This window comes from Actinokineospora iranica, assembly GCF_900101685.1.
Classification (GTDB): Bacteria; Actinomycetota; Actinomycetes; order Mycobacteriales; family Pseudonocardiaceae; genus Actinokineospora; species Actinokineospora iranica.
The window spans coordinates 39,323-61,914 of the sequence record NZ_FMZZ01000007.1 but is presented as its reverse complement, the minus strand read 5'-3'; the positions used below and the strand labels follow the sequence as shown (position 1 = coordinate 61,914).

Here is a 22,592-nt window from a genome sequence, read left to right as displayed (position 1 = left end):
TGTTCTCCACCCCCTTCCGGTCACCTCTCCCGTGACTCCGCTCCCCCCACTCGGACACCCTCTACCCGTTATCTTGATAAGACATAACAACTATCCTATCCCTGGAAATGGGCGGTTTGCCAAAACGGCAAGGTTTTTTGGCTTATCGGCCAAAGCCGGCCACCATCGCGGCATGGCACACACCACGCACGACTTCGACTGGGCCACCATGGCCGACCGACTCGAACGCGAGGCCGACCTGTTCCTGCCCGTCTTCGCCGACACCGCCGAGTGGGCGCGCTCGGTCGTGCCGGACATCCGCCGCGTCTACGACGTCGGCAGCGGCCCGGGTGGCGCCGCCCTCGCCTTCGCCCGCGCGTTCCCGTCAGCGGAGGTCGTCGCCGTCGACGGCGCGGCCCCGCTGCTCGACCGGGCCCGCGAGCGGGCCGCCCGGGAAGGCCGAGCCGTGCGCACCCACCTCGGCGACCTGCCGGACTGCCTGGCCGACCTCGAACCGGCCGACCTGATCTGGATCAGCCGGGCCGTGCACCACGTCGGCGACCAGCAGGCCGTCCTCGACGCCCTGGCCCGGCTGCTGCGGCCGGGCGGCGTGCTGGCCGTCGTGGAGGGCGGGCTCCCGACCCGGTTCCTCCCCCGCGACATCGGAATCGGCCGCCCCGGCCTGCAAGCCCGCGTCGACGTGGCGACCGAGGCGTGGTTCACCGAGATGCGCGCCGCCCTCCCGGACACGGTCACCACGGTCGAGGACTGGCCCGCCCTGCTCGCCCGCGCCGGACTCGTCTCGGGCGCGGTCCGCGGCGTCCTGATCAACCGCCCGGCCCCGCTCGACCTGCCGACGCGGCAGATCCTGCGGGACACCCTGCGGCAGACCCTCGACCACGCGGGCGACCTGCTCGACGCCGAGGACCGGGCGACCCTCGCCGCCCTCACCGACCCCGACTCCCCCGCGGGCATCCTGCGGCGGCCGGATGCCTTCTACCTCAGCGCCGTCACCGTCTACACGGGACAGGCGAGCTGAGCCGGTTGAGCCATCCCGGGCCTCCCGGGGTGGCTCAACCCAGCCGGAAACCGGTGGACGCGCGCCGTAGCGTGAGGCCATGCGGCATCCGACGAAACCCCGCCCCGGCGACCGGGTGGCCGTCCTCTCGCCGTCCGCGGGCCTGCCCGGGCTGTTCCCGCTGCCGTTCGACCTCGGCCTGCTGCGGCTGCGCGAGGACTTCGGCCTGGTGCCGGTGGAGTACCCGACCACCCGGCGGATGGGGTCGACGCCCGAGGACCGGGCCGTCGACATCCACGCCGCGTTCGCCGACCCCGAGATCGCCGCGGTGATCAGCAGTATCGGCGGTGACGACCAGATCAGAGTCCTGCCGCACCTGGACGCAGCACTGCTTCGGGCCAACCCGAAGCCGTTTTTCGGCTACAGCGACAACACCGCTTTCCTGGCTTACCTGTGGGCCGCGGGCGTCATCGGCTTCCACGGCGGGGCGGTGATGACCCAGTTCGGCAGGCCAGGCGCCCTGCACCCGGTCACCGCGGCCGCACTGCGCGCCGCCCTGTTCACCACCGGCCCCTACGACCTCCCCGAGGTCACCGCGTCCGGCGACATCGACCGCCCGTGGGACGACCCGGCCACCTTCGACAGCGAGCCGCCGCTGCGCCCGTGCTCGGGATGGCGCTGGCACAACGCCGACCAGGTGGTCGAGGGCCGAAGTTGGGGCGGGAACGTGGAAGTCCTGTCGTGGCTGCTGATGGCCGACCGAGCCATCCGCCCGGTCGAGGACTACGCCGGGTCGGTCTTGCTACTGGAGACCTCCGAGGAAATGCCTACCGCCACCGAGGTTTACCGGGTGCTGCGCAGCATGGGCGAGCGCGGCCTGCTCCGGCAGTTCCCCGCCGCGCTCGTCGGCCGCCCCAAGACGTGGTACTTCAGCAAGCGCACGACCCCCGCCGAGGCCGCCGCTTACCGAGACGACCAGCGCGCCGCCGTCCTGCGCGCCTTCGCCGAGTACTCCCCCGCCGCGACGCTGGTCTTCGACGTCGACTTCGGCCACACCGATCCGCAGGTCGTGCTCCCCTACGGCGCGCCCATCCTGGTCGATGGCCCAGGCAGGCGCGTCACGGTGACCTACTGATCCTGCTGAGCCTGCTGCCCCGGTGCCGCCTGCCCGGTCAGGGCGCCGAGGGTCTCGACGACCGTCGCCTCCGTGGTCGCCTTGTCGATCCCCAGGCCCGAGAGCACGCCATCGCCCGCCTCCAACTCCAGCAGGGCGAGCAGGATGTGCTCGGTCCCGACGAAGTTGTGCCCCAGCCGCAAGGCCTCCCGGAACGTCAACTCCAGCGCCTTCTTGGCGCCCGCGTCGAACGGGACCAGCGCGGGCGGTTCTTCCGCGGCCGCGGGCAGCGTCGCGACCGCGGCCTCCCGGACCGCGTCCAGCGACACGCCCTGCGCGCGGATCGCCCGCGCGGCAAGCCCTTCCGGCTCGGCCAGGAGCCCAAGGACGAGGTGCCCGGTCGTGATCTCCGAGTTGCTCGCCGCCCTGGCCTCGTTCTGCGAGGTGATCACGACGTTGCGCGCCCGGTCGGTGAAGCGCCCGAACCCCTGGCTGGGGTCCAGGCCGGGGTCCTTGGACACGAACCGCTTCTGCGCGGCCTGCTTGGTGACGCCCATGCTCGCGCCGATGTCCTTCCAGGACGCGCCGGAACGGCGGGCCTGGTCGACGAAGTGGCCGATCAGGTGGTCGGCGATCTCACCGAGGTGGTCGGCGGCGATCACGGCGTCGGCAAGCTGGTCGAGCGCGTCGGTGTGGGCCTTCTTGATCGCCTCGATCAGGTCGTCGAGGCGGACCGGGTTGGTCATCTGGACTGGATTCGTCATACGTCAACCATAGGTTGACAACCCGATGGTCGTCAACCGGGAGTTGACGAAGTCGCCCCCAGGCTGACACCCGCAAAACGGGCCGTCACATAGTCATCAGCTCGTCGGTGCGGTCGCGTTCGGCTTCGACCTCTTTCGCCTGCCTGCGGGACCGCAGCCACGAGCGGGCGCAGAACAGCGCCAGCACTTCGCCGACCGTGACCACGAAGGCCACCACGCCCACGCCGACGCCGCCGAAGTGCGCCACCACAGATCCCGCGCCCATCGCGCCCACAATCACCGCCACCGCAACCGGCCACCGGCGCCGGGGCAGCGGCCACATCCACCGCAGCATCGCGCCAGAACCTACCCGACCTCGAACGTGGTCCACGTCACCCGACCAGCGTGCCCCATCCGAGCCCCGAAAGCTCCCCCCGACAAGCGATCGCGGCCGAACGGCCCGCATCGGCCGAGCCGTTCGGCCGAGTCCCCATAACCCCGGGCTATGCACTTTTGGGATGGGCGCGCGGCAGGCGTCTACGGCAAGCTCAGAGGACCCTGCACCACTCCGATCGGAGCGGGCGACCCGCCGACGATGGCAGCCGACCGGCTCCGGGCCCCGGGCCACCCGAATGGTGGGCTGGCCACGGGTACGGGCCGGACACGCGACCTACGCCCTGCGTGTCCGGCCTCGCCGGGCCCACTCCACAGCAGGCCTCCAGGGCGCCGAAAGCCCATTATCTAGATACCAAGTAGGGATAACCTCAGTTGACAACCCAGGTTCACTCGGCGGGCCGGGTTTCCTCTTCGGTGGGGACGATCCAGGTCATCCGCCAGTCGGGCATCTCGACGTAGCGGCGGAGTTCGGCGATGCCGCTGATCCAGCCCAGCCAGCCCGCGTACGGCGGGTTGTCCCTGTTGAAGCCGCTGGCCATGAAGGTCAGCCGGGTCTTGCCGTCGGACTCGGCCAGCTCCCAGCTGTTCAGGCCGTAGCTGGAGCCGCCGAAGTCCAGGGTCAGGGCGCGGCCTGGCTCCAGCTCGACGATCTTCGCCGGGGACGGGTTGTTCTCGAAGCCGCCCATGGCCCAGCGGCCTCCGACGTGCGGTTCGAGTTCGATCGGGTAGCCGAACCACTCGGCGAACTTGGCCGGGTCCATGAGGGCGTCGTAGATCTTCTCGGCCGAGGCCGCGATCACGACTTCGGCCTTGAGGTCGGCGGAGGTCAGGTCGCCCCGAGGGGTCAGCGGCCTGCCTTCGATGTGCTCGACCAGGTTGGCGATCGCCGCCGCCCAGAACGTTCCGAGCACCGCGAGCACGCCGCCGCCACCCGATGCGGCCACGCCCCAGCCCGGGAAGTGGCTCTGCGAGGCGGTCAGCACCGTCGTGTCCGCCGACTCCTCGGCGAGGGTGAACTCGACCGTGGTCTCTTCACCGCCGACCTGCCAAGCGAAGCTGACCTCGGTGTCGGTCACGGTCAGCGGCCGCTGGTGCGGCTCGGCGCCATCGGGGATCGAGGGGCCCCAGAAGGCGAACCGGTTCGGCAGGTCGACCTCGGCGTGCTCGGACAGCCAGGCCCGCAACTCCCCCGCCTCGGTCAGCGCGGCGCGCACCCGCGAGACGGGCGCGGCCAGGCGGGCGCTCATGGTCAACGGCTCGGCCAACTGCTCACTCATCTGTCTTCTCCTTCGGGTAACAGGCCACCACGAGGGCGAAGGCGTCGCCCTCCGCGCCCCCGTAGCGGCTGAACAGGTCTTGCAACGTGCTCTTGAGGTCTTCAAGGAACTCCGGCCTGCGCTCGGGCGGCACCCGAATCGCGCCGGACACCCCCAGCGACGGCAGGTCCGGCGCCGTGCGGTCCAGGCCCGCGATGTCCTGCTGGACTTCCTCCACGAGGTCGAGCAGGTAGCCCAGCCCCCGCTTGTCGTCGTGCAGGCGCGTCCCCACGCTCCCGACGAGCCGGGGCGAGAGCCAGTACGAGCGGGCCGTGGCCTGGTAGACGCCCTCGTTGATCCCGCGCACCTTGCGCTCGGACACCAGGGTCACCACACCGGCCTCCACCAGCTTCTTCACGTGGTAGTAGACCCGCTGCGGGGTCTGGTCAAGCCTGCTCGCGACCTCGGTGCACGAACGGGGCTCGGCCAACTGCCGCAGCACCTCCACGCGCTGCGGCTTGAGCAGGGCCTCGGCCTGCTCGATGTGCTCCAGGTACAGGACGTCTCTCATCGCAAAAATGAGTTTGTACGTAAAAATCTTCTTTGTCAATAGGTCCGCGATGACCACAGTGGACATCGCCGACGGGGGTAACGCAGCGCACAGCACGGCCCCGACCAGGGCGGATGCGCCATCGGGTGTTCAGGCCCGGGTCATCGGGCGGACCTGTGCCTGTGGCAATATTCGTCCGCGTGACCACGCTACGGATCGCCGTGCCCAACAAGGGGTCGCTCAGCGTCCCCTCCGAACAGCTCCTCACCGCTGCCGGGTACCGGGTCCATCGCGGCAACCGCGAGCTGATGATCGACGACGCGCGCAACGACGTGCAGTTCTTCTTCCTGCGCCCGCGCGACATCGCCCTCTACGTCGGCTCCGGCACCCTCGACGCGGGCCTGACCGGCCGCGACCTGCTGCTCGACGCCGACACCGGCGCGGAGGAGATCCTCGCCCTGGGCTACTCCGAGTCGACGTTCCGCTTCGCCGCCCGCCCGGGCGCGATCGCCGACCTGCGCGACCTCGACGGCCGCCGGGTCGCCACCAGCTACCCCGGCCTGGTCGAGAAGCACCTGGCCGAGCACGGGGTGCAGGTCAAGCTCGTCCGGCTGGAAGGCGCGGTCGAGACCTCCGTGCAGCTTGGCATCGCCGACGCGGTGGCCGACGTGGTCGAGACCGGCACCAGCCTGCGCAACTCCGGCCTCGCGGTGTTCGGCGAGCCGATCCTCAAGTCCGAGGCGGTGCTGATCCGCAGGCCCGCCGCCGAGCTGACCGAGGAGTCACTGGCCGCGATCGAGCGGCTGCGCAGGCGGCTCAAGGGCGTGCTGATCGCCCGGCAGTACGTGATGATCGACTACGACTGCCCGGTGGAGGTGCAGCAGGCGGCGTGCGCGCTCACGCCCGGCATCGAGTCGCCGACCGTCTCACCGCTGGCCCGCGAGGGCTGGGTGGCCGTCCGGTCGCTGGTTCCGCGCGAGCGCGCCCCGTTCGTGATGGACGAGCTGTGGGAGGTCGGCGCCCGCGCGATCCTGGTGACCCCGCTGGAATCCAGCCGCCTCTGACCCGTGACGGACAGCGCGTGTCCCACCTTGCCTGGCGAAGGTGGGACACGCGCTGTCCGTCACGGGCGCGGGCCGATTTCCGCGCCCGTCTCGTCGGTCACGGTGATCGCCGAGGCGGGGCAGGTGTCGGCCACGTCCAGGACGGCGTCATCGGGCGGGACGGCCGCGCGCACGGCCTCCGAGTGGCGCCCGGCGAGCCGGAACACGTCCGGGCGGGAACCGGCACACACCCCCGAGCCCATGCAGGCGGTCGCGTCGACCCGGACGGTCCAGCTCACCACGCCACCGGCATGTGCCGCGGACCGCGAACGATCATCTGGGTCTTCCACACCGGCTCACCCGCCTCGCGCAGACCGGGCAGGCGGCTGGTGAGCGCCAACAGCGCCTCTTGCAGCTCAAGCCGGGCCAAGGGCGCGCCGAGGCAGTGGTGCACCCCGTGGCCGAAGCCGAGGTGGGCGGTGTCCGGGCGGTCGAACCGCACCTGCGCGGCGTCGGGGAAGCGGCTCTCGTCGCGGTTCGCCGAGCCGATGGCAGCCATGACCGGCTCCCCCGCGCGCACCAGCACGCCGCCGACCTCGACGTCCTCGGTGGCGTAGCGGGCGAACCCGGCCCCGGCGCCGAGCGGGACGAACCGCATCAGCTCCTCGACCGCGGCCGGGACGCGGTCCGGCTCGTCGTGCAGGCCCCGGTACAGCGTCGGCCTGGCCAGCAGCACGTGCGCGAAGTTGGGGATCTGCGTCGCGGTGGTCTCGTGCCCGGCCACCAGCACGGCGATGCACAGGTCGATCAGCTCCGCCTCGGACAGCCGGTCGCCGTCCTCGGCCCTGGCCGCGATCAGCGCGCTCATCAGGTCCTCGGCCGGTTCCGCGCGCCGCGCCACGACGAGATCGGCCATGTAGGCGCGCAGTTCGCCGTCCACCCGGGCGAACTCAGCCGCGGTCAGCGAGGACGTCGACAGCAGCGCGTCGCTCCACACCCGGAACCGGGACCGGTCCGCGACGGGCACGCCCAGCAGTTCGCAGATGACCTGCACCGGCAGCGGCAGCGCGAACGCCTCGACCAGGTCGACCGGCGGCCCGGCGGTGAACATGTCGTCGATGAGCCGGTTCGCGATCTCGCGCACCCAGGGCCGCAGCTTCTCGACCCTGCGGACGGTGAAGGCGCCCGCCACCAGCACCCGGAGGCGGGTGTGGTCGGGCGGGTCCATCGACAGGATGCCGCCCGGCCTGCGGTAGGGCTGGTTGCGCGGCTCGTCGCGCTCAGCCGCCATCGCCCGGCTGAACCGCCGGTCGCCCAGCACGAACCGCGCGTCCTCGTAGCGGGTGGCGAGCCAGGCGGGCTCTCCGAAGGGCAGTTGGACGCGCAGCAGCCCCGGCGCCGAGCGCGCCTCGGCGTAGGCCGGATCGATCTCAAGCCCTTCACTCAGGTTGAACGGGTACCGGCGAAGTCGTTCGTCCGCGGCGGTCAACGGGCCCCCTCAGTGTTGTAAGCACTTGGTTACAACGGTACGGGGCGGTGCGCGGAGCGTCAACGATCAGTCGCGGTCGGCGACTCCGACTCGGCGCCAAGCAGGGTTGTCACCACGTCCAGAACAAGCGTGCTCGCCGTCTCCGGGTCGGCCTTCGCCAGCTGGCCGTCCGTGCGCAGGTGCCGGGTCAGCGCGAGGCCGAGCAGCCACGCGCACACCAACTCGGCCCGCAGTTCCGCGTCCGGGCGCGCGGTCCGCGCCGTCAGCGCCGCCCGCAGCGGCTCGGCGACCTCGCGCTCGAGCACCTCGGCCGCGCCGCCGTCCTGCGGGCCGCTGAGCGCGAGCAGCAGCAGGTTCCCGCTCGCGCCGCCGGGCTCCTGCGCCAGCGTCTCCCGCACCAGCGTGGCCAGCAGCCGCCCCGGCGGGGTCTCGGCGAGCAGCGCGCGGCCCGGCGCGGTCACCACGGCGCCGAGCAGCGCCTCCTTGGAGCCGAAGTACCGGAACACCAGCGCCTGGTTGACCTCGGCCAGCGCCGCGATGTCGCGGACCGACGTGCGGTCGAACCCGCGGGTGGTGAACAGCTCGGTGGCCGCGGCCAGCAGCGCCTCCTTGGTCGCCGCGGCGTCGCGCTTGCGTGTGGTTCCGTTCTCCGACATCGGTCCCCGTTCCGTCGCTTTCCGATCAAGGCGTCACCCCCGGCCCCGCGCGCGGACGGGGCGGGCAGGATGGCCGGGTGAAGTGGACCCGCGCAGTGCATCACCTGGAAACCCTTGCCAGCACCTGTGCCGACATGGCCACGCGGCCCGTATCGATCTTCCCCCGGCGGGTGGGCGAATTGTGGGCGGCCGGGGAAATCCTCGGCCCGATCGCCGAGATCGAGCTGATCACCGTGGCCCTGACGGTAGACCTGCCCGCCGAGGCCGTGCCGTGGCGCACCGAGCCCTCGGGCGCGCGGCACTGGGCGAACGCGGCGCGGCTGCCGCAGAGCCCGGTGCGGCCGTTCTGGCGCTCCGCGCACGCGCCGGTGTGGAACCACGAGCTGTACCGGCCGGTGCTGGTCTGGTCCGAGGCGGACGGTGTGCGGACCGATGTGCTGGCCGCGATCGCCGACGGCGAGGGCGAGTCGGTGCGCCCGGCCGCGCCCACGCCCGCGGACCTGCGCGCCCGGGTCGCCGACGAGCTCGCGATCAGCCTGCGCGGTCTGCGCGAGCGCAGCGCGGAGTACGAGGAGCGGCGGTGGAAGCCCGGCAAGCTGGAACCGGTGGCGGACGCGTTGTGGCAGGTGGGGGCGGGTTACCTGGATCTGCTGGACGCCGAGGACAGGGCGGCGGGCAACACTTTCCGGTGATACCGCGGTTGAAAACCGGCACTGGGTGGTATCTCCGGCTGGTCCCCCGACCGGATGCGGAAAGCAGGGCACCGTGATCGAGACTGACCCGAACCCCATCTACACGGCGTTGAGCGAAGAGCACGGGGTCGTCCCCGTGCCCGACGAGGAGCCGATGGAGACCGAAACCGCGCAGTAGAGGCGAAAGAACGCCCCTCGCACGGGTTTCGGCCAGCAGGCAGGCACGCGGACAAGCGGGCGAGCCAGCGCGCGGCAGCCGGGCAAGCCATCAAGAGGCGGCGGGTCAGCGGGTTGTCGGCAAGTCAGCGGGTTGTCGGCAAGTCAGCGGGCAGTGGGTCAGCGGGCTTGGAACACGGCCACCGCCTCGCGCACGGCCGGGTGCGCCATCAACTCGGCCACGGTCAGTGGCAGCGGCAGGCGCCAGTTCGGGTACTCGTCCACCGTGCCGGGCAGGTTGGGCTGGCGGGTCTCGCCGATCAGGTCCGGTGGCGCGGCGAAGACCAGGGCGCACGGCGTCCGGGCGAGCAGCGCGTGCAGGGCGGCGACGATCTCCTGCGCCGAGGCGTCCTGGTCGGCCAGCAGGCCCTCGTCGACGAGCAGGCCCACGATCGCGGCGCGCTCGTCGGCCGCGGTGCGGTATTCGGCCTCCGGATCGGCCAGCAGGCCGAGTTCGGCGCGGGCCCGGACGTGCTCACCGGCCAGGAACCCGGGCGCGGTCGGCAAATCGTGGGTCGACACGCTCGCGGCGGCCTGGGCGGGCCATCGGGCGGGCGGTAGCGGGCGGCCCTCGTCGTCGCGCTGGAACCAGGCGACCGCGCAGCTGAGCACGCCGCGCTCCTGCAGGGAGTCGGTGACCTGCTTGGGCACGGTGCCCAGGTCCTCGCCGATCACCGCGGCCCCGGCCCGGTGCGCCTCCAGCGCCAGCACGCCCAGCATCGCCTCGGCGTCGTAGCGCACGTACGTTCCCCGGTCCGGTGTCTCGCCCGGCGGGATCCACCAGAGCCGCCACAGTCCGGCCACGTGGTCCACCCGGATGCCGTCGCCGTGGGCGAGGACGGCGCGGATCATGTCGCGGAACGGCACGTACCCGTGCTCGGCCAGCCGGTCGGGGCGGAACGGGGGCAGCGCCCAGTCCTGGCCGCGCGGGCTGAACGCGTCCGGGGGCGCGCCGACGGTCACCGCGGAGGCCAGCACGTCGCGCAGCGACCAGGCGTCCGCCCCGCCGGGGTCGACGCCGACCGGCAGGTCGTGGACGACGCCGACGGCCATGCCCGCCGCGGCCTGGCGCACGGCGGCGAGCTGGTCGGCGCACTGGAGCTGGTACCAGGCGTGCAGCGCGACCCGCTCGGCGAGGTCCGCGCGCGCCTGGGCGACCTCCGGCGCGCCCGGGTGCCGCAGCGCCTCGGGCCAGGTCCGCCAGTCCGAGCCGTGCCGCTCGGCCAGGGCGTTGAACGTGGCGAAGTCGAGCAGGGCCGGGTCGAGTCCGGCGAGGTCGGGCAGCCGGGGCCGGAGCAGGTCGACCGCGGCGGTCTTGGCCCGCCACACGGCGTCGTGGTCGATGCGGTCGCCCGCGTCCGGGCGCAGCGCCAGCACCTCGCGCCGGGTCTGCTCGTCGGCGGCGCGGAAAGCGTCGGTCTCGGTGACGGCCAGGTGCAGCGGGTTGAGGAAGCGCCTGCTGGAGGGCGAGTAGGGCGACTTCCGCACCGGGTGCGTCGTGGCCACGGCGGCGACCGGGCTGACCAGGACCGCGCCCGCGTCGTCGCGGCCCGCAGCGGCGACGAACTCCCGTAGGTCCGCGTAGTCGCCGATACCCCACGATCCGGGGGTGCGCAGCGCGTAGAGCTGGGTCATCCACCCCCAGGTGCGCGGGACGGGCGGCAGTGTGGCCGGGGTGACCGCCAGCGTGCTCTCGCGGCCGTCGACCCGCAGCCGGTGCCAGCCCAGCGGCAGGTCGGGCAGCGCGCCGTCGACCTCGACGACCCCGCCGTCCTCCAGCACGACCTCGCCGGAGCCGACCGGCACCGGGTCGCCCTGCCGGACGACGGACGGCACGCTTGGGCCGCTGGGGGCGCGGCGCAGCGACTCCCGCACCGCGTCCGGACTGTCGGCCGGGACGCCAAGCTGCCCCAGCACGGCCACGACCACCGCCGGGTCGACCTCGACGCGTTCGCGGTCGCCGTTCTCGTAGGCGATGGCGACGCCGTGCGCCGCGGCCAGCTCGGCCAGTCGATCGTCCACAGTGGAACCTTTCGCCGCACGGATGACCAAGCCCATTCAACCCGAGCGGGGCCCCGCCGTGGGAACGGCCGTTTCGTCCCGGTCCCGGTGGGCATCCCCGGTGCGAGCGCAAGACGAGCACGGGAGTGACACATGCCCGACCAGAGCACCCGCCAAGACCCCCGCACGCGGTATCCGGGGCCGGTCCAGGAGGGCGAGACCATCGAGCACCCCGGCCCGACCGGGCAGATGGACACCGAACCCGACCACGGCGAGAACACCTACCGGGGCAGCGGCAGGCTCACCGACGCGGCCACGGTGATCACCGGCGGCGACTCCGGGATCGGCCGGGCGGTCGCCTTGGCCTTCGCCCGCGAGGGCGCCGACGTGCTGATCACATGCCTGCCGGAGGAGGAGCGGGACGCCCACGACACCGCCGCCCTGGTCACCGACGCGGGCAGGCGGGCCGAGATCGTGGTCGCGGACCTGACCGATGAGGCGGAGTGCGCCCGGGTGGTGGACCAGGCCGTCGCCGCGTTCGGCCGGATCGACGTGCTGGTCAGCAACGCGGCCTACCAGATGTCCCGCGACGGCGGTCTCGCCGAGATCGACACCGAGCAGTTCGACCGGGTCCTCAAGACCAACGTCTACGCCCTGTTCTGGCTGTGCAAGGCGGCGCTGCCGCACCTGTCGGCGGGCGCGTCGATCATCACGACGTCCTCGATCCAGGGGTTCCAGCCCTCGCCGCACCTGCTGGACTACGCCACATCCAAGGCCGCGATCGTCAACTTCACCAAGGGCTTGGCGCTGGACCTGGCCGAGCGCGGCATCCGGGTCAACTCGGTCGCCCCCGGCCCGGTGTGGACGCCGCTGATCCCGGCGACCATGCCCCCGGACAAGGTCGAGTCCTTCGGCGCGCAGGCCCCGCTGGGCAGGCCTGCCCAGCCCGCCGAACTGGCCCCCGCCTACGTCTTCCTCGCCTCCCAGGAGTCGAGCTACATCACCGGCGAGATCATCGCGGTGACCGGCGGCTCTCCGATCACCTGACAAGGCCCGCCGACGGCAGGCCTCAGGCTTCGGCGGTGCGGGCGATGTTGCGGGCCATGAGGCCGAAGACGATGTCGTGCGCGGGTTTCTGGGCGAGCCAGTAGAGCCTGCCCGGCAGACCGTCCGGGACGAAGGTGACGGTCTGCTCGTAGTCGCACTCGCCGGGCCGCCCGTTGTCGACCGCGCGCAGCGCCAGCCAGGCCCGGCCGGGCAGGCGCATGTCGGCGCGCAGCACCAGCACGCGCTCGGCGTCGCCGCGGTCGACCACCGTCCAGGAGTCCACGACATCGCCGGGGCTCAGGCGGGCCGGTCTGCCCTTGTGCAGGCCGATCCCGCCGACCAGGTGGTCCAGCGCGCCGCGCAGCGCCCAGACGCCGGGGATGGTGTGCCAGCCGCGGTCGCCGCCGATGTCGGCGATGACCCGCCACAGGGTGGCCGCGGTGGCCCGGACCCGCAGGACGCGCCGGTCGCGGACCAGGCCAGGGGCCCGCGCGGGTGGCCGGGCAGGCTCGGTGTCGCCGCCGACCGCGGCGCGCAGCGCGCGGTCGACGCTGGTGGCTCCACCAGGCGGCGGGGGCAGCACGGTGGCGGGGTCGGGCACCAGGTCGTGGCGCATCGACTCCAGCAGGGCGCGGGTCAGCGGCGCGGGCAGCGGGCCCACCGCGGCGACCAGCGCCGGGCCGCCGGGCAGCGCGGCGACCGGCAGCGGCAGCCGCCAGGGCAGGCCCGCGATCCGGGCGTAGCGCTGGAGCAGGTCCAGATACGTCATGGTGTCCGGGCCCGCGACGTCGACGGCCCCGTTGACGCGGTCTTCGCGGCTCGCGGCGGCGCGCAGGTGGTGCAGGACGTCGCCGACCGCGACCGGCCTGCTCCGGTTGGCCATCCAGGACGGCCGGAGCACCACCGGCGCCCGGGCCGCCCAGCCCAGCAGCTCGAAGGACGCCGAGCCGCGCCCGATGATCATCGACGCCCGCAGCACCAGCGCCGGGGTCGGCCCTTCGAGGAAGACGTCGCCGACCTCGGCGCGGGAAGCGAGATGGTCGGAGAGGTCCGCGGCGCGGGGCCGGGGGCCGCCGAGGTAGACGATCTGCCGGACACCCGCCGCGGCGGCCGCGGCGGCGACCGCGTGCGCGATGCGCTCGTCCACCCGCACGAAGTCCTTGCCCGCCAGCGAATGCACGAGGTGGTAGACGACGTCCACACCGGAGGTGGCCGCGGCGAGCGCGTCGGCGTCGCGGATGTCGGCGCGGATGCCGCGCACCCCGTCGGGGACGGCGGGCAGCGACCGGCCCATGGCCCGAACCTGGTGTCCGTCCGCGCGCAGGGCGGCCACCAGTCGGGTTCCGATGTAGCCGCCCGCGCCGAGCACCAGGCAGGTTGGCACGTGGTTCTCCCGGGGGGGTCGCTGGAACGTCTCCGGCAGGCCCACTATCGCAGCGCGCGGGCGCTTCCGCGCGCCGCGCTCAGGTGCCCTGGTGGGGCCGCAGCACCGTCGCCGGGTCGGCCCCCGGTGTGGCGAGCCAGCGGCGGAAGCCGTCGGGGTCGCGGCGCTCGAGTTCGTCCAGGCAGCGCTGGCGGTCGCGCAGGATCGCGGCGGCCTCCGCGGGGGTGGCGGCCGTGCGCAGGGCGTCGAGGCCCGCGTTCCAGCGGGCGCACAGATCCGGTGTGCTGAGCCTGCCCGGCCCCAGCAGCGGGACCGCGGCGGCGGCGAGGGTGGCCAGCAGCGCGAAGGCGACCCACTCCAGCACGGTCACCAGGCCCGCGGTGCCGATCAGGCCGACAGCGAAGGCCGCGATGGTCCGCGTCCGGCCGGGGGCGGCTTGGTCGATGTCGGCGAAGGCAGCCGATGCGGCCAAGCCGAGGCAGACCGCGGTCATGGCGAGGAAGAACAGCGTCCAGGAGCGCAGCAGCACCACCCCCGCGCTGACCCCCGCGAAGGCGACGACGCCCGCTGTCGCTGTCCAGGCGAGCCGATACCACCGTCGGAGCACGTCGTCCCTCCTCGAATCGAGTGGAAGCCGCCCAGTGGGAGAACCGGCAATAGGAGAACTACCACTCTGATGGCCTGCCAAACGCGGGGGCACCAAGGCCGTGTTGCGACTGTGCGAACTTCCGGCGACGCCTCGCCAAAATGGTTGTCTTGAGGCAAATATGCCCTATGCTGCGAGAGACACCTCTTGACTCCCGCGTCACCAATTCGGAACCGAGGCCGCCATGGCTGCTCCCGCCCGACTGCCCGCCGCCTCGACACCCAGGGCCCCCGCGCCGCCCGCCCAGCAGACGAACGTGCGGGTGGAGCGGGTGAGCCGCTGGGCGACAGTGGCCACTTTGCGCGGCGAGATCGACCTGCGCACCGTTCCCGACGCGGGCGACACGCTGCGCGCCGCGCTGCGCACCCCCGACCTGCTGGCCCTGGTGCTCGATCTGTCCGAAGTGGACTTCCTGGCCGCCGCGGGCATCGGCCTCCTGCTCGACCTGCGCGACGGCGCCGAGGCCCGCGCGGTCGACCTGCGCGTGGTCGCCGCGAGCCGCCCGGTGCTGCGCCCGCTGGAGGTCACCGGCCTGCGCGAGGCGTTCCAACTGCACGCCGACCGGGCCGACGCGCTGCGGCCCTACGCGGCCTAGCGCTCGGCCGACTCGGCCAGCTCGCGGTACGGGGTGCGGTAGCCGTCGCGCAGCAAGACGAGCACCTGGGCGCGTCGCCGCACGGCGATGACCACGGCGAGGACGAGGTAGATCCCGGACAGGATCAGCAGCTCGACCCCCTTGGCCGCCGCGGGCAGCAGCGCGGCGAGCGCGAACTGGGCCACGAACAGGCCCAGCAGCACCAGCGCGCCCCGCACGGTGATGGACAGGCCCAGCAGCAGCGTCACCGCGAACAGCGACTGCGCCGCGGTGAGCAGCAACTCCGAGCGCTGCGCGCCGTCGATCGGCAGACCGGCGGGCGCGGCCGCGGCGATGCCGAAGACGACCGGCAGCGTGCCCACCAGCAGCGTCCACTGGTTCACTTTGGACGAGATGAGGGTGGCCAGCGCGTCAGTGGTCTTGAGCCGCCAGGCGTAGAGGGAGGCCACCAGCAGCTCCGGCGCCTCGGAGGCCAGCGGGGCCACCCACTGCACCAGGAAGAACTGGCTGATGCCCAGATCGGTCCCGGTGTCCACGAGCGCGTGCGCGAAGTTCTCGGCCACCAGCAGGATCACCGCGGCCGCGAAGACGAACAGCCCAGCGCAGGACAGCCTGCGCCGGGTCCGGGACTGGTCCGCGATCCAGGCCGCGGTCCCCGCCAGGTCCGGGTCGCCCGGCGGGGCCGTGGCCACCCGCACGCTGTAGAGGACGAACACGCCCACCAGCACGGCGGTGTCGACCAAGGTGATGCTCTGCCGCAGCGGCAGCGTGAGCGAGTACAGGGTGGCCACGGCCAGGAACGCCAGCGGCACGGCGTCGGTGCGGTGCAGTCGCACCTCGGTTTCCGACGGCTTGCGCATCGGCCTGGTGGAGCCGCGCGCGACCCGGTCGCGGTGCACGCGCCACGCCGCCAAGAGCACGACCAAGGCCCAGCCGACGCCGACCAGGATCCGGTTCGCACCGGTCATGTTGGCCAGCGCGAGCCCGCAGGCGGACTGCGTCCCCTCGGCCGCGTCCGGCGGCACGCAGGCTGGCCCGTGCTCGGCGTAGGCCTGGCCGCCCTCGATGGTGAAGACGAAGTCGACCGCGTACTCGGGGAGCACGGCGATCAGCGCGAGCAGCGAGATGGCCAGTCCGGCGGAGATGTCGACCTGGATGGCCTCGGCCACCCAGGACAGCACGAAGGCGGCGCCGACGACCGCGAGGCCGAACAGCGCCGCCGCGAGCGGTGACGGGGGGTGGGTTCCCGTGACGCCCAGGTAGACCCCGGGGACGGTGGCCGCGACGGCCAGCCCGAACGGAGCCGCGGCCCGCCGGGTGGCGGGCCGCGGTCGCACGGTCAGCGGATCTCCGGCGCGACGGTTCCGCGCCGTTGCGGTCCGGGGATCTCGGGCTCGTAGGCGCTCGCGGGACGGCTGCCGACCCCGGGCTCGGCTCCGGGCGCCCGCGACAGGCGGGTTTCGCCGTCGCCGTTGGCCCGCGCCTCGGCTTCGGCGTCGATCGGGCCCACCGGCTCGGTGGCGAGGTCGCCGCGCGCGGTGGTGTCACGCGCGGTGGTGCCACGGGCGGGGTAGCCGTCGGCCGGTCGGTCGTCGCGCGGGCGGTCGTCGCGCGGGCGGTCGTCGCGCGGGCGGTCGTCGCGCGGGCGGTCGTCGTGGTGCATGTGGTCGTAGCGCTGCTTGGTCAGGTTCTCCGCGTCGAGGCGGTCACGCATCCGGGTGAGCACCTTGATGGCGATCCCATGCGCGATGGCCACCAGCAGCAGCACCACCCCGAGCCGCACGACGACGCCCTCCAGTGGCGCGTCGCCAAAGTTGATCACCGAGATCAGCAGCAGGATTCCCAGGACGGCGAGCACGAACAGGCTGGAGACGAGTCGCGCCATCGACCGGGCCGACTGCGCCTCGCCGTAGGAATCCGACAGGTACCTCAGCCCGCTGCGGTAGATGATCAGGCCGTCTCCCACCACCAGCGCGATGCCGAGGAGCAGGAATATGACATACGTGTTCTCATCCACGATCGGCCCCTTCCGGACACGGCAGGTCACCTGATAGGTACCCGCGGCGATCGAGACCAAAACGCGGTCAGCGCAGCCCGCGCGGTCCGCCTGCCTTGCGCAACCGCTTCCACCGCCGGGTGAACTCCTGTTCCGCGCGCAGCGCGCGGACATCCTGGCGGGCTCGCATCAGACCGTAAGTGAAGCCATTGTCGCCCGCCAGGTGGGCGCGGACGCCAAGGTCACGCAGGGCGGCGCGGGCGACGACCGCGTCCTGGTGCGTGCCGAGCGCGGACTGGGTCTTCTTCACCTTCTTGCCCCACTTCGCCAGCTTCACGCCGAAGACCGGGCGCACCGCCTCGACGGTGTAGCGCAGCTTCTTCGCGTCCTTGCGCGCTTGGTGCAGCGCGGTGTCCCGGTCGGACTCGGCCGCGGAGACCGCGGCCACCGACCGGGCGAGCCGGTGCCAGGCCTTGACCACCGGCTTGCCCAGTTCCCGGGCGGCCGGGCGGGACGCCTTGTCCGTCCACGGCGGAGCGGCGAGCAGCGCGTCGAGGTTGGTCAGCAGGGCCAGGTAGCGGTCGCTGTCCACCGCGGCCAAGGCGGCGGCGCGGGCGTCGGCGGCGGCCCTGCCCAGCTCGGCGGTGAGCCGCGCGGACACCCCGCCCAGGACATCCTCGGCGGGAACGCGGTCGAGTTCAGCGCGCAGTTCCGCTTCGAGGACCTCGGTGTCCCGCGCGGGAGAGAACTCGCCGCCGAGCCACTTGAGTTCCGCGCGCAGGGCCTCGCCCCGCTCGCGGTCGAGCAGCGGCCGGAACGAGCGCAGGGCGCTGCGCAGCCTGCGGCAGGCCACCCGGAACTGGTGCACCGCGTCCTCGGCGTCGAGCCGGACTCCGGCGTCATGGGCCCGCAGCGCGTCCACCTGCGCGCGCAGGTACGACAGGGCGACATCGCCCGCGGTGGGGCGCTTGGGCAGCTCGGGGGCGGCGACGGCGGCCGCGCGGCCGCCCAGCGCCCTGGCCAGCTTCGACGTCGACTTCGACGGCCGCGCGCCCAGCACCGCGCCCACCGCGTCGAGCACGTCCCGGTCGGTCGCCTCGATCTCCAGCTCGCGCCACCGCCGGGGTTCGCCGTCGGCGGGGTGGGCGGTGACCTTGTCGTCGGCGAGCAGCGCGATCGTGGCGCCCTCGGCGTCCTTGAGCTCCCACTCGTCGCGCTCGGTGGCGATCCGCACCACCGGGGCCAGCGGCGCGCCCAGGGTGTGCGCGCGGACCAGGGCGGCGAGGTCGGCAGGCACGGTGGCACGCGCGCGGCCCAGCGGGAACCGGATCTCGTCGCGGGTGTCCAGGCCCACCGGCAGTTTGGCGTGCCACCCCGCGTCGTCACCGCCGGTGCGCCTGCGCAGGGTCACGCCCGCGTGCGCGAGCCGCAGGTCGGCCGTGTCGAAGTAGGTGGCGTCCAACTCCGTGCGGCGGGGACCGGAGCAGGCGCTGACCGGGCCCGCCGCGGTCAAATCGGGGAGCGCGAAATCCGCGCCCGCCTCGTACTTGCGTTCGATCTCACGTACCCGGGTCGTCATCTCCTCACTATGACACTGGGTGAGTCTCCGCACGGATGGGTACTCGATGGAGTGACCGGTGCGGAATAAGGAGAACCAGTTGGCGACACAGGGTTTGACAGTCGGGGTGGAAGAGGAATTCCTCCTGGTGGATGACAAGGGCGGACTGGTTTACCAGGGGCCGGAAGCGATCGCCGACCACGAGAAGGGCGCGGACCTCAAGACCGAGATGATGCGCTGCCAGGTCGAGTCGGCCACCGGAATCTGCCGTGGCGCCAAGGAGATCCGCGACGAGCTGGCCGGGCTGCGCGAGCAGCTCGCGCGCGGCGCCCAGGAGCAGGGCGCGACGCTCATCGCCTGCGGCACCGCCACCCACGGCCAGCCCGACATCTCCACCATCGGCCCGGGCACCCGCTACCACCGGATCGCCCGCCACGTCGGCAAGTTCATCTTCGGCGGGGTGACCTGCGGCTGCCACGTGCACGTCGGCGTCGAGGACCGCTCGACGGCGCTGGCGGTGGCCAACCACCTGCGGCCGTGGCTGCCGACCCTGCTGGCGCTGTGCGCGAACTCCGCGTTCCACGAGGGCGAGGACACCGGCTACGCCTCGGTCCGGCACCTGCTGTGGGGACGCTGGCCGTCGGCGGGCCCGCCGCCCTATATGGACTCGCCCGACCAGTACGAGGAAATCGTGCAGGGGCTGCTGGCGACCGGGGCCGCCATGGACCGCAAGATGGTCTACTGGGACGTCCGCCCCTCCGAGGCGCAGCCGACGGTGGAGATCCGAGTGTCCGATGTGGCGGGCACCGTGGAGGAGGCGACGCTGCTCGCGGTGCTGGTGCGCTGCCTGGTCGCCGACGCGCTCGCCGCGCCGGAGCCAGCGCCCCGGGTGCCCACCGAGATCATCCGCGCGGCGCAGTGGCGGGCGGCGCGCGAAGGCCTCGCGGGCGAGGTGCCCGACCCGGCGTCGGGAGCGCTGCGGCCGGTGCGGTCGATCGTGGGCGACCTGGTGCGCGACCACGCCGCCGAGTTGCGGGCCACCGGCGAGCTCGAGTTCGTGGAGTCCACGCTGAACTGGCTCAACCACAACGGCGACGGCGCGCACCGCCAGCGGGAGGCCTACGCGCGCACCGGCGGGCTCGACGGCGTGCTGCGGCTGCTGGCCGAGCAGACGAGTTTGTCGCAGACCGTCCCCGGGTAGCACAACCGGCATGAGCACCGACGGTTTCAGCACGGACGGAGAGAGCAAGTTCGAGAGCCTCGACGAGGACAACCTCGGCCTCGATCCGCTTGAGGAGGGCATCGAGCCCCCGGAGCGCTGGGCCGAGGCGGACAAGCACGGCATGACCATCGCCGAGCAGCGCGAGGGCGCGGACATCGGCGACCGGCTGGCGGCGGAGGAACCCGACGTGTCCGACCCTGGCCGCCCCGGCCAGGACACTCCCATCGATGAGCTGTCCGACCGGATGGACGAGCCCGCCGACGACGTGGACGACGTCGCCCCGGACGAACCGGAAAGGCGCTCCGACACCGAACGGCGCGGCCGGGCCGCCGACGAGGCAGGCGGCTCGGTCGCCTCGGCGCTGCGGGAGGAATGACCCGTCCGTCGCGGCGCGGGCGGTCCGAGGGGGAACCAGCGATCTCGGCACTGCGAGAGGAATGAGCGATGACCCGCTTCGGATACACGCTGATGACCGAGCAGTCTGACCCGCGCGACCTGGTCCGCTTCGCCGCGCGAGCGGAGGAGGCCGGGTTCGACTTCGAGGTCAGCAGCGACCACTTCAACCCCTGGCTCGCCGCCCAGGGGCACGCGCCCAACGCGTGGAGCGTGCTGGGCGCGGTCACCCAGGCGACCAGCGCGGTCGAGCTGATGACCTACGTGACCTGCCCGATCATGCGGTACCACCCGGCCGTGGTCGCGCAGCAGGCCGCGACGACGCAACTACTGTCCGAGGGCCGGTTCACCCTGGGCCTCGGCGCGGGCGAGAACCTCAACGAGCACATCGTCGGGCGCGGCTGGCCGCCGGTCAACGTGCGGCACGAGATGCTGGTCGAGGCGGTCGAGATCATCTCGGCGCTCTTCGACGGCGGTTACGTCAACTACAAGGGCGACCACTTCCGGGTCGACTCGGCGAAGCTGTGGGACCGGCCGGACCTGCGGGTGCCCGTCGCGGTCGCGGTGTCCGGCGCCCAGTCGGTGCGCCGGTTCGCGCCGCTGGCCGACCACATGGTCGCCGTCGAGCCGGACAGCGGCCTGTGCTCGGCCTGGGACAAGCTGGCGCGCACGGAAAGCCGGAAGATCGGGCAGATCCCGATCTCGTGGGACCTCGACCGCGACGCCGCCGTCACCCGCGCGCACGAGCAGTTCCGGTGGTTCGGCGGGGGCTGGAAGGTCAACGCCGAACTGCCCGGCCCCTCGGCGTTCGCGGCGGCGACCCAGTTCGTGCGCGAGGACGACGTGGCCGCGGGCATCCCGTGCGGCCCGGACGCGGGCGAGATCGTCAAGGCGGTCTCGGCGTACTGGGAGGCGGGGTTCACCGACATCGCGCTCGTCCAGATCGGCGGGGACGCCCAGGAGGACTTCTTCGCCTTCGCCCGCGACGAACTGCTCCCCGCCCTGCGCGAGGCCGCTGCCTGACCCGTTCGGCTGCCTGATCCGTTTGGCTGCCTGACCCGTTTGTCGGCCGCCGACAGTGGATACCCGTCCGGGGTGACCCGACCCGAGAGCGAATCCGACGGCAACGACCCCGGTGGGCGCGACGAGATGCTGGACCGCAGCACCGCGTCGCTGGACGAGTACGCCCAGAGCCACACCCGCGAACGCGTGCCGCTGCACGGCGAGGACGCCGAGGCCGACACCTCCGTCGACGGGACGGCGGACACCGTCGACCAGACGCCCCCGGCAGCGGAACCACCGGACTAACCGTTCGCTGTCTGTCCTATCGACCCAGTCCTATCGATACGGGTGCGGGCCACCTTCCTGTCGGAAGGTGGCCCGCACTCTCTGCGATTAACAGTCGCCCGTTAGTCGTCGTCGAGTTTTCCGGTCAGCTTGCGGAAGCCCTTGGCGCCCGCTCGGTCCACGCCCGCCTTCACGACGCCGAAGATGGCGCCCTGGAGCAGCGCGGCGACGAGCACCTCCCGGGTGGAGTGCTCCGGCGAGGTGGCCTCTGGGGCTTCCTCGTCACCGGACACCGCGCGCCAGACGCGGCGGAAGACCGCGGCGAACACCAGGCCGCCGAGCACGCTGATCAGCATGCTGAGGGGACGGTAGAGCAGCTTCACGACCGTCTCACCTCGTCCGCTTGCGGATCAGCAGCACGATCAGCGCGGCGAGCACCGCGGCGGCGACTCCGACCGGAACCGGCTTGCGGCGCGCCACCTCGACCGCGTGGCTCGCCTGCCCGGAGGCCTGGCCCGCGAGACCGTCCGCCTTGATCCTGGCCTCGTGGGCGCGCTCGGCCAGCGTCTCCCGGACGTGGCCCGTCTTCTGCGCGAGAGCCGCCTTGGCCTCGTCGGTCTTCTCCGCGACCGTGGCCTTGACCTCCTCGGTCTTGTCGGCCAGGTTCGCCTTGACCTCATCGGTCTTCTCGCCGACGCGGCGCTTCACATCGGTCTTGGCGACCAGTGCGTCCACGGTGTCGGCGAGGTCGCCGCGGACCCGCTCGATGTCCTCGCGCAACTCGTCCTGCTTGTGCCTGGGGTTCATCGGTGCGCACTCTCCTTCACTGCTTCGACGTCGCGGCGGGTGCTGCCGACGGCCTGCTCCGGGATGGGCGGGGTGGCCTGCTGGACCTTGTTCTTGGCCAGCAGCCCCAGGCCCCCCGCTGCGGCAAGCAGGGCGACCGCCACGATCAGCGCGGCCGCCCACACGGGCAGCGCCAGGGCCAGCGCGGCGATGACCGTGATCACCAGCGCCCCTACCCCGAACCAGGCCAACACCGCGGCCGCGCCGCCGAAAGCCGCGCCAGCGCCCGCCTGCTTGCCCTTGTCCTTCAGCTCGTTCTTCGCCAAGGCGAGTTCGTCGCGAATCAGGTGGGACACCTGTTCGCCGAGCCTGCCGACCAGCTCGCCAGTGGACAGTTGGCGCACCTCCTCGGTGCGGTTCGGCTCATTCGTCATGCTCTGGGACTACCCCTGATCAACGGTCGTTACTCATTCGGACGGGTGCCGCGGTGTGCGGACCTGCGTCGCCGGGTAGCCGGAAACCGAA

26 protein-coding genes are annotated in these 22,592 nt (G+C 72.7%); 10 read left to right on the top strand and 16 right to left on the bottom strand.

Annotated features, from left to right (window positions below; genetic code table 11):
- The first annotated feature begins 172 nt into the window (after window positions 1-172).
- Together BLS56_RS15805 and BLS56_RS15800 are read left to right on the top strand one after the other, a co-directional pair.
- Complete coding sequence (locus BLS56_RS15805; RefSeq protein WP_091451073.1) at window positions 173-1,018, top strand: class I SAM-dependent methyltransferase; 846 nt, start codon at window positions 173-175, stop codon at window positions 1,016-1,018.
- Window positions 1,019-1,097: 79 nt separating this feature from the next.
- Window positions 1,098-2,132, top strand: a complete 1,035-nt coding sequence (locus BLS56_RS15800) for a S66 family peptidase (protein WP_091451070.1) — start codon at window positions 1,098-1,100, stop codon at window positions 2,130-2,132.
- Here the strand turns inward: BLS56_RS15800 and BLS56_RS15795 are convergent.
- The 4 genes from BLS56_RS15795 to BLS56_RS15780 all read right to left on the bottom strand — a co-directional run bounded on the left by BLS56_RS15795 (window position 2,126) and on the right by BLS56_RS15780 (window position 5,077).
- A complete protein-coding gene (locus tag BLS56_RS15795; protein WP_407640526.1) occupies window positions 2,126-2,857 on the bottom strand; it encodes a Clp protease N-terminal domain-containing protein in 732 nt (243 codons plus the stop codon). The two genes, BLS56_RS15800 and BLS56_RS15795, sit on opposite strands and share 7 nt — an antisense overlap.
- Window positions 2,858-2,960: 103 nt before the next feature.
- On the bottom strand, window positions 2,961-3,140 hold the full coding sequence (locus BLS56_RS15790) for a hypothetical protein (RefSeq protein WP_139190723.1): 180 nt from the start codon (window positions 3,138-3,140) through the stop codon (window positions 2,961-2,963).
- A 496-nt stretch (window positions 3,141-3,636) separates the two neighbouring features.
- The gene (locus BLS56_RS15785; protein ID WP_228771668.1) at window positions 3,637-4,527 is read right to left on the bottom strand and encodes an SRPBCC family protein; all 891 of its coding nucleotides are present in this window, start codon (window positions 4,525-4,527) and stop codon (window positions 3,637-3,639) included.
- A complete protein-coding gene (locus tag BLS56_RS15780) occupies window positions 4,520-5,077 on the bottom strand; it encodes an ArsR/SmtB family transcription factor (protein WP_091451061.1) in 558 nt (185 codons plus the stop codon). Before BLS56_RS15780 ends, BLS56_RS15785 begins: the two co-directional genes overlap by 8 nt.
- Window positions 5,078-5,256: 179 nt before the next feature.
- On the opposite strand from BLS56_RS15780, the gene hisG reads away from it, so the two are divergent.
- Complete coding sequence (gene hisG, locus BLS56_RS15775; protein WP_091451058.1) at window positions 5,257-6,120, top strand: ATP phosphoribosyltransferase; 864 nt, start codon at window positions 5,257-5,259, stop codon at window positions 6,118-6,120.
- A gap of 59 nt (window positions 6,121-6,179) precedes the next feature.
- Here the strand turns inward: hisG and BLS56_RS15770 are convergent, their stop codons facing one another.
- From BLS56_RS15770 to BLS56_RS15760, 3 genes are read right to left on the bottom strand one after another with little or no spacing between them, the layout of a single operon-like run.
- Window positions 6,180-6,398 carry a ferredoxin gene (locus tag BLS56_RS15770; RefSeq protein ID WP_091451630.1) on the bottom strand — a complete coding sequence of 73 codons (219 nt, stop codon included), beginning with the start codon at window positions 6,396-6,398 and terminating at the stop codon, window positions 6,180-6,182.
- Window positions 6,395-7,588, bottom strand: coding sequence for a cytochrome P450 (locus BLS56_RS15765; protein WP_091451056.1), 1,194 nt, complete (start codon window positions 7,586-7,588; stop codon window positions 6,395-6,397). Before BLS56_RS15765 ends, BLS56_RS15770 begins: the two co-directional genes overlap by 4 nt.
- A gap of 59 nt (window positions 7,589-7,647) precedes the next feature.
- Complete coding sequence (locus tag BLS56_RS15760) at window positions 7,648-8,244, bottom strand: TetR/AcrR family transcriptional regulator (RefSeq protein WP_091451053.1); 597 nt, start codon at window positions 8,242-8,244, stop codon at window positions 7,648-7,650.
- Between BLS56_RS15760 and BLS56_RS15755 the strand changes: the two genes are divergently transcribed.
- Window positions 8,223-8,936, top strand: a complete 714-nt coding sequence (locus tag BLS56_RS15755; RefSeq protein WP_456049125.1) for a DUF7711 family protein — start codon at window positions 8,223-8,225, stop codon at window positions 8,934-8,936. The genes BLS56_RS15760 and BLS56_RS15755 overlap by 22 nt on opposite strands.
- A 336-nt stretch (window positions 8,937-9,272) precedes the next feature.
- Here the strand turns inward: BLS56_RS15755 and malQ are convergent, their stop codons facing one another.
- On the bottom strand, window positions 9,273-11,174 hold the full coding sequence (gene malQ, locus BLS56_RS15750; RefSeq protein ID WP_091451049.1) for a 4-alpha-glucanotransferase: 1,902 nt from the start codon (window positions 11,172-11,174) through the stop codon (window positions 9,273-9,275).
- A gap of 132 nt (window positions 11,175-11,306) precedes the next feature.
- Here malQ and BLS56_RS15745 point away from each other — a divergent pair, with 132 nt between their 5' ends.
- Window positions 11,307-12,200: an SDR family oxidoreductase gene (locus tag BLS56_RS15745; protein WP_091451045.1), complete on the top strand. Its 894-nt coding sequence runs from the start codon at window positions 11,307-11,309 to the stop codon at window positions 12,198-12,200.
- A gap of 22 nt (window positions 12,201-12,222) precedes the next feature.
- Here the strand turns inward: BLS56_RS15745 and BLS56_RS15740 are convergent, their stop codons facing one another.
- Together BLS56_RS15740 and BLS56_RS15735 are read right to left on the bottom strand one after the other, a co-directional pair.
- A complete protein-coding gene (locus BLS56_RS15740; RefSeq protein ID WP_228771667.1) occupies window positions 12,223-13,584 on the bottom strand; it encodes a DUF2867 domain-containing protein in 1,362 nt (453 codons plus the stop codon).
- Between the two features lie 79 nt (window positions 13,585-13,663).
- Entirely contained in the window at window positions 13,664-14,191 is a 528-nt protein-coding gene (locus tag BLS56_RS15735) for a hypothetical protein (protein WP_091451043.1), read from the bottom strand.
- A 223-nt stretch (window positions 14,192-14,414) separates the two neighbouring features.
- On the opposite strand from BLS56_RS15735, the gene BLS56_RS15730 reads away from it, so the two are divergent.
- The gene (locus tag BLS56_RS15730; protein ID WP_091451041.1) at window positions 14,415-14,825 is read left to right on the top strand and encodes an STAS domain-containing protein; all 411 of its coding nucleotides are present in this window, start codon (window positions 14,415-14,417) and stop codon (window positions 14,823-14,825) included.
- On the opposite strand, the gene BLS56_RS15725 is transcribed toward BLS56_RS15730, so the two are convergent.
- From BLS56_RS15725 to BLS56_RS15715, 3 genes are all read right to left on the bottom strand, one after another.
- Window positions 14,822-16,162 (bottom strand): sodium:proton exchanger, encoded by a 1,341-nt coding sequence (locus tag BLS56_RS15725; RefSeq protein WP_091451038.1) that lies wholly within the window; start codon window positions 16,160-16,162, stop codon window positions 14,822-14,824. The two genes, BLS56_RS15730 and BLS56_RS15725, sit on opposite strands and share 4 nt — an antisense overlap.
- Window positions 16,163-16,164: 2 nt before the next feature.
- Window positions 16,165-16,842: a hypothetical protein gene (locus BLS56_RS15720; protein WP_139190719.1), complete on the bottom strand. Its 678-nt coding sequence runs from the start codon at window positions 16,840-16,842 to the stop codon at window positions 16,165-16,167.
- 67 nt (window positions 16,843-16,909) lie between these two features.
- A complete protein-coding gene (locus tag BLS56_RS15715) occupies window positions 16,910-18,400 on the bottom strand; it encodes a CYTH and CHAD domain-containing protein (RefSeq protein ID WP_091451032.1) in 1,491 nt (496 codons plus the stop codon).
- Window positions 18,401-18,458: 58 nt separating this feature from the next.
- Here BLS56_RS15715 and BLS56_RS15710 point away from each other — a divergent pair, with 58 nt between their 5' ends.
- The 4 genes from BLS56_RS15710 to BLS56_RS15695 all read left to right on the top strand — a co-directional run bounded on the left by BLS56_RS15710 (window position 18,459) and on the right by BLS56_RS15695 (window position 21,302).
- Window positions 18,459-19,580 (top strand): carboxylate-amine ligase, encoded by a 1,122-nt coding sequence (locus BLS56_RS15710; protein ID WP_091451030.1) that lies wholly within the window; start codon window positions 18,459-18,461, stop codon window positions 19,578-19,580.
- 10 nt (window positions 19,581-19,590) lie between these two features.
- Entirely contained in the window at window positions 19,591-19,977 is a 387-nt protein-coding gene (locus tag BLS56_RS15705; protein ID WP_091451028.1) for a hypothetical protein, read from the top strand.
- A gap of 68 nt (window positions 19,978-20,045) precedes the next feature.
- On the top strand, window positions 20,046-21,017 hold the full coding sequence (locus BLS56_RS15700) for a TIGR03557 family F420-dependent LLM class oxidoreductase (protein ID WP_091451026.1): 972 nt from the start codon (window positions 20,046-20,048) through the stop codon (window positions 21,015-21,017).
- Between the two features lie 72 nt (window positions 21,018-21,089).
- On the top strand, window positions 21,090-21,302 hold the full coding sequence (locus tag BLS56_RS15695) for a hypothetical protein (protein ID WP_091451024.1): 213 nt from the start codon (window positions 21,090-21,092) through the stop codon (window positions 21,300-21,302).
- A 101-nt stretch (window positions 21,303-21,403) separates the two neighbouring features.
- Here BLS56_RS15695 and BLS56_RS15690 read toward each other — a convergent pair whose 3' ends face one another.
- From BLS56_RS15690 to BLS56_RS15680, 3 genes are read right to left on the bottom strand one after another with little or no spacing between them, the layout of a single operon-like run.
- Window positions 21,404-21,664 (bottom strand): DUF4235 domain-containing protein, encoded by a 261-nt coding sequence (locus BLS56_RS15690; protein ID WP_091451022.1) that lies wholly within the window; start codon window positions 21,662-21,664, stop codon window positions 21,404-21,406.
- A 7-nt stretch (window positions 21,665-21,671) separates the two neighbouring features.
- Window positions 21,672-22,088, bottom strand: coding sequence for a DUF3618 domain-containing protein (locus tag BLS56_RS15685; RefSeq protein WP_091451020.1), 417 nt, complete (start codon window positions 22,086-22,088; stop codon window positions 21,672-21,674).
- Window positions 22,085-22,501, bottom strand: a complete 417-nt coding sequence (locus BLS56_RS15680; RefSeq protein WP_091451018.1) for a phage holin family protein — start codon at window positions 22,499-22,501, stop codon at window positions 22,085-22,087. The genes BLS56_RS15685 and BLS56_RS15680 overlap by 4 nt, the downstream gene beginning before the upstream one ends.
- Window positions 22,502-22,592 lie beyond the last annotated feature (91 nt).

Excerpts from the sequence above, each read along its gene's own strand:
- BLS56_RS15805 (WP_091451073.1), top strand. The coding sequence starts at position 173 with ATGGCACACACCACGCACGACTTCGACTGGGCCACCATGGCCGACCGA.
- BLS56_RS15800 (WP_091451070.1), top strand. The coding sequence starts at position 1,098 with ATGCGGCATCCGACGAAACCCCGCCCCGGCGACCGGGTGGCCGTCCTC.
- BLS56_RS15795 (WP_407640526.1), bottom strand. The coding sequence starts at position 2,857 with ATGACCAACCCGGTCCGCCTCGACGACCTGATCGAGGCGATCAAGAAG.
- BLS56_RS15790 (WP_139190723.1), bottom strand. The coding sequence starts at position 3,140 with ATGGGCGCGGGATCTGTGGTGGCGCACTTCGGCGGCGTCGGCGTGGGC.
- BLS56_RS15785 (WP_228771668.1), bottom strand. The coding sequence starts at position 4,527 with ATGAGTGAGCAGTTGGCCGAGCCGTTGACCATGAGCGCCCGCCTGGCC.
- BLS56_RS15780 (WP_091451061.1), bottom strand. The coding sequence starts at position 5,077 with ATGAGAGACGTCCTGTACCTGGAGCACATCGAGCAGGCCGAGGCCCTG.
- BLS56_RS15760 (WP_091451053.1), bottom strand. The coding sequence starts at position 8,244 with ATGTCGGAGAACGGAACCACACGCAAGCGCGACGCCGCGGCGACCAAG.
- BLS56_RS15745 (WP_091451045.1), top strand. The coding sequence starts at position 11,307 with ATGCCCGACCAGAGCACCCGCCAAGACCCCCGCACGCGGTATCCGGGG.
- BLS56_RS15730 (WP_091451041.1), top strand. The coding sequence starts at position 14,415 with ATGGCTGCTCCCGCCCGACTGCCCGCCGCCTCGACACCCAGGGCCCCC.
- BLS56_RS15715 (WP_091451032.1), bottom strand. The coding sequence starts at position 18,400 with ATGACGACCCGGGTACGTGAGATCGAACGCAAGTACGAGGCGGGCGCG.
- BLS56_RS15705 (WP_091451028.1), top strand. The coding sequence starts at position 19,591 with ATGAGCACCGACGGTTTCAGCACGGACGGAGAGAGCAAGTTCGAGAGC.
- BLS56_RS15700 (WP_091451026.1), top strand. The coding sequence starts at position 20,046 with ATGACCCGCTTCGGATACACGCTGATGACCGAGCAGTCTGACCCGCGC.
- BLS56_RS15685 (WP_091451020.1), bottom strand. The coding sequence starts at position 22,088 with ATGAACCCCAGGCACAAGCAGGACGAGTTGCGCGAGGACATCGAGCGG.
- BLS56_RS15680 (WP_091451018.1), bottom strand. The coding sequence starts at position 22,501 with ATGACGAATGAGCCGAACCGCACCGAGGAGGTGCGCCAACTGTCCACT.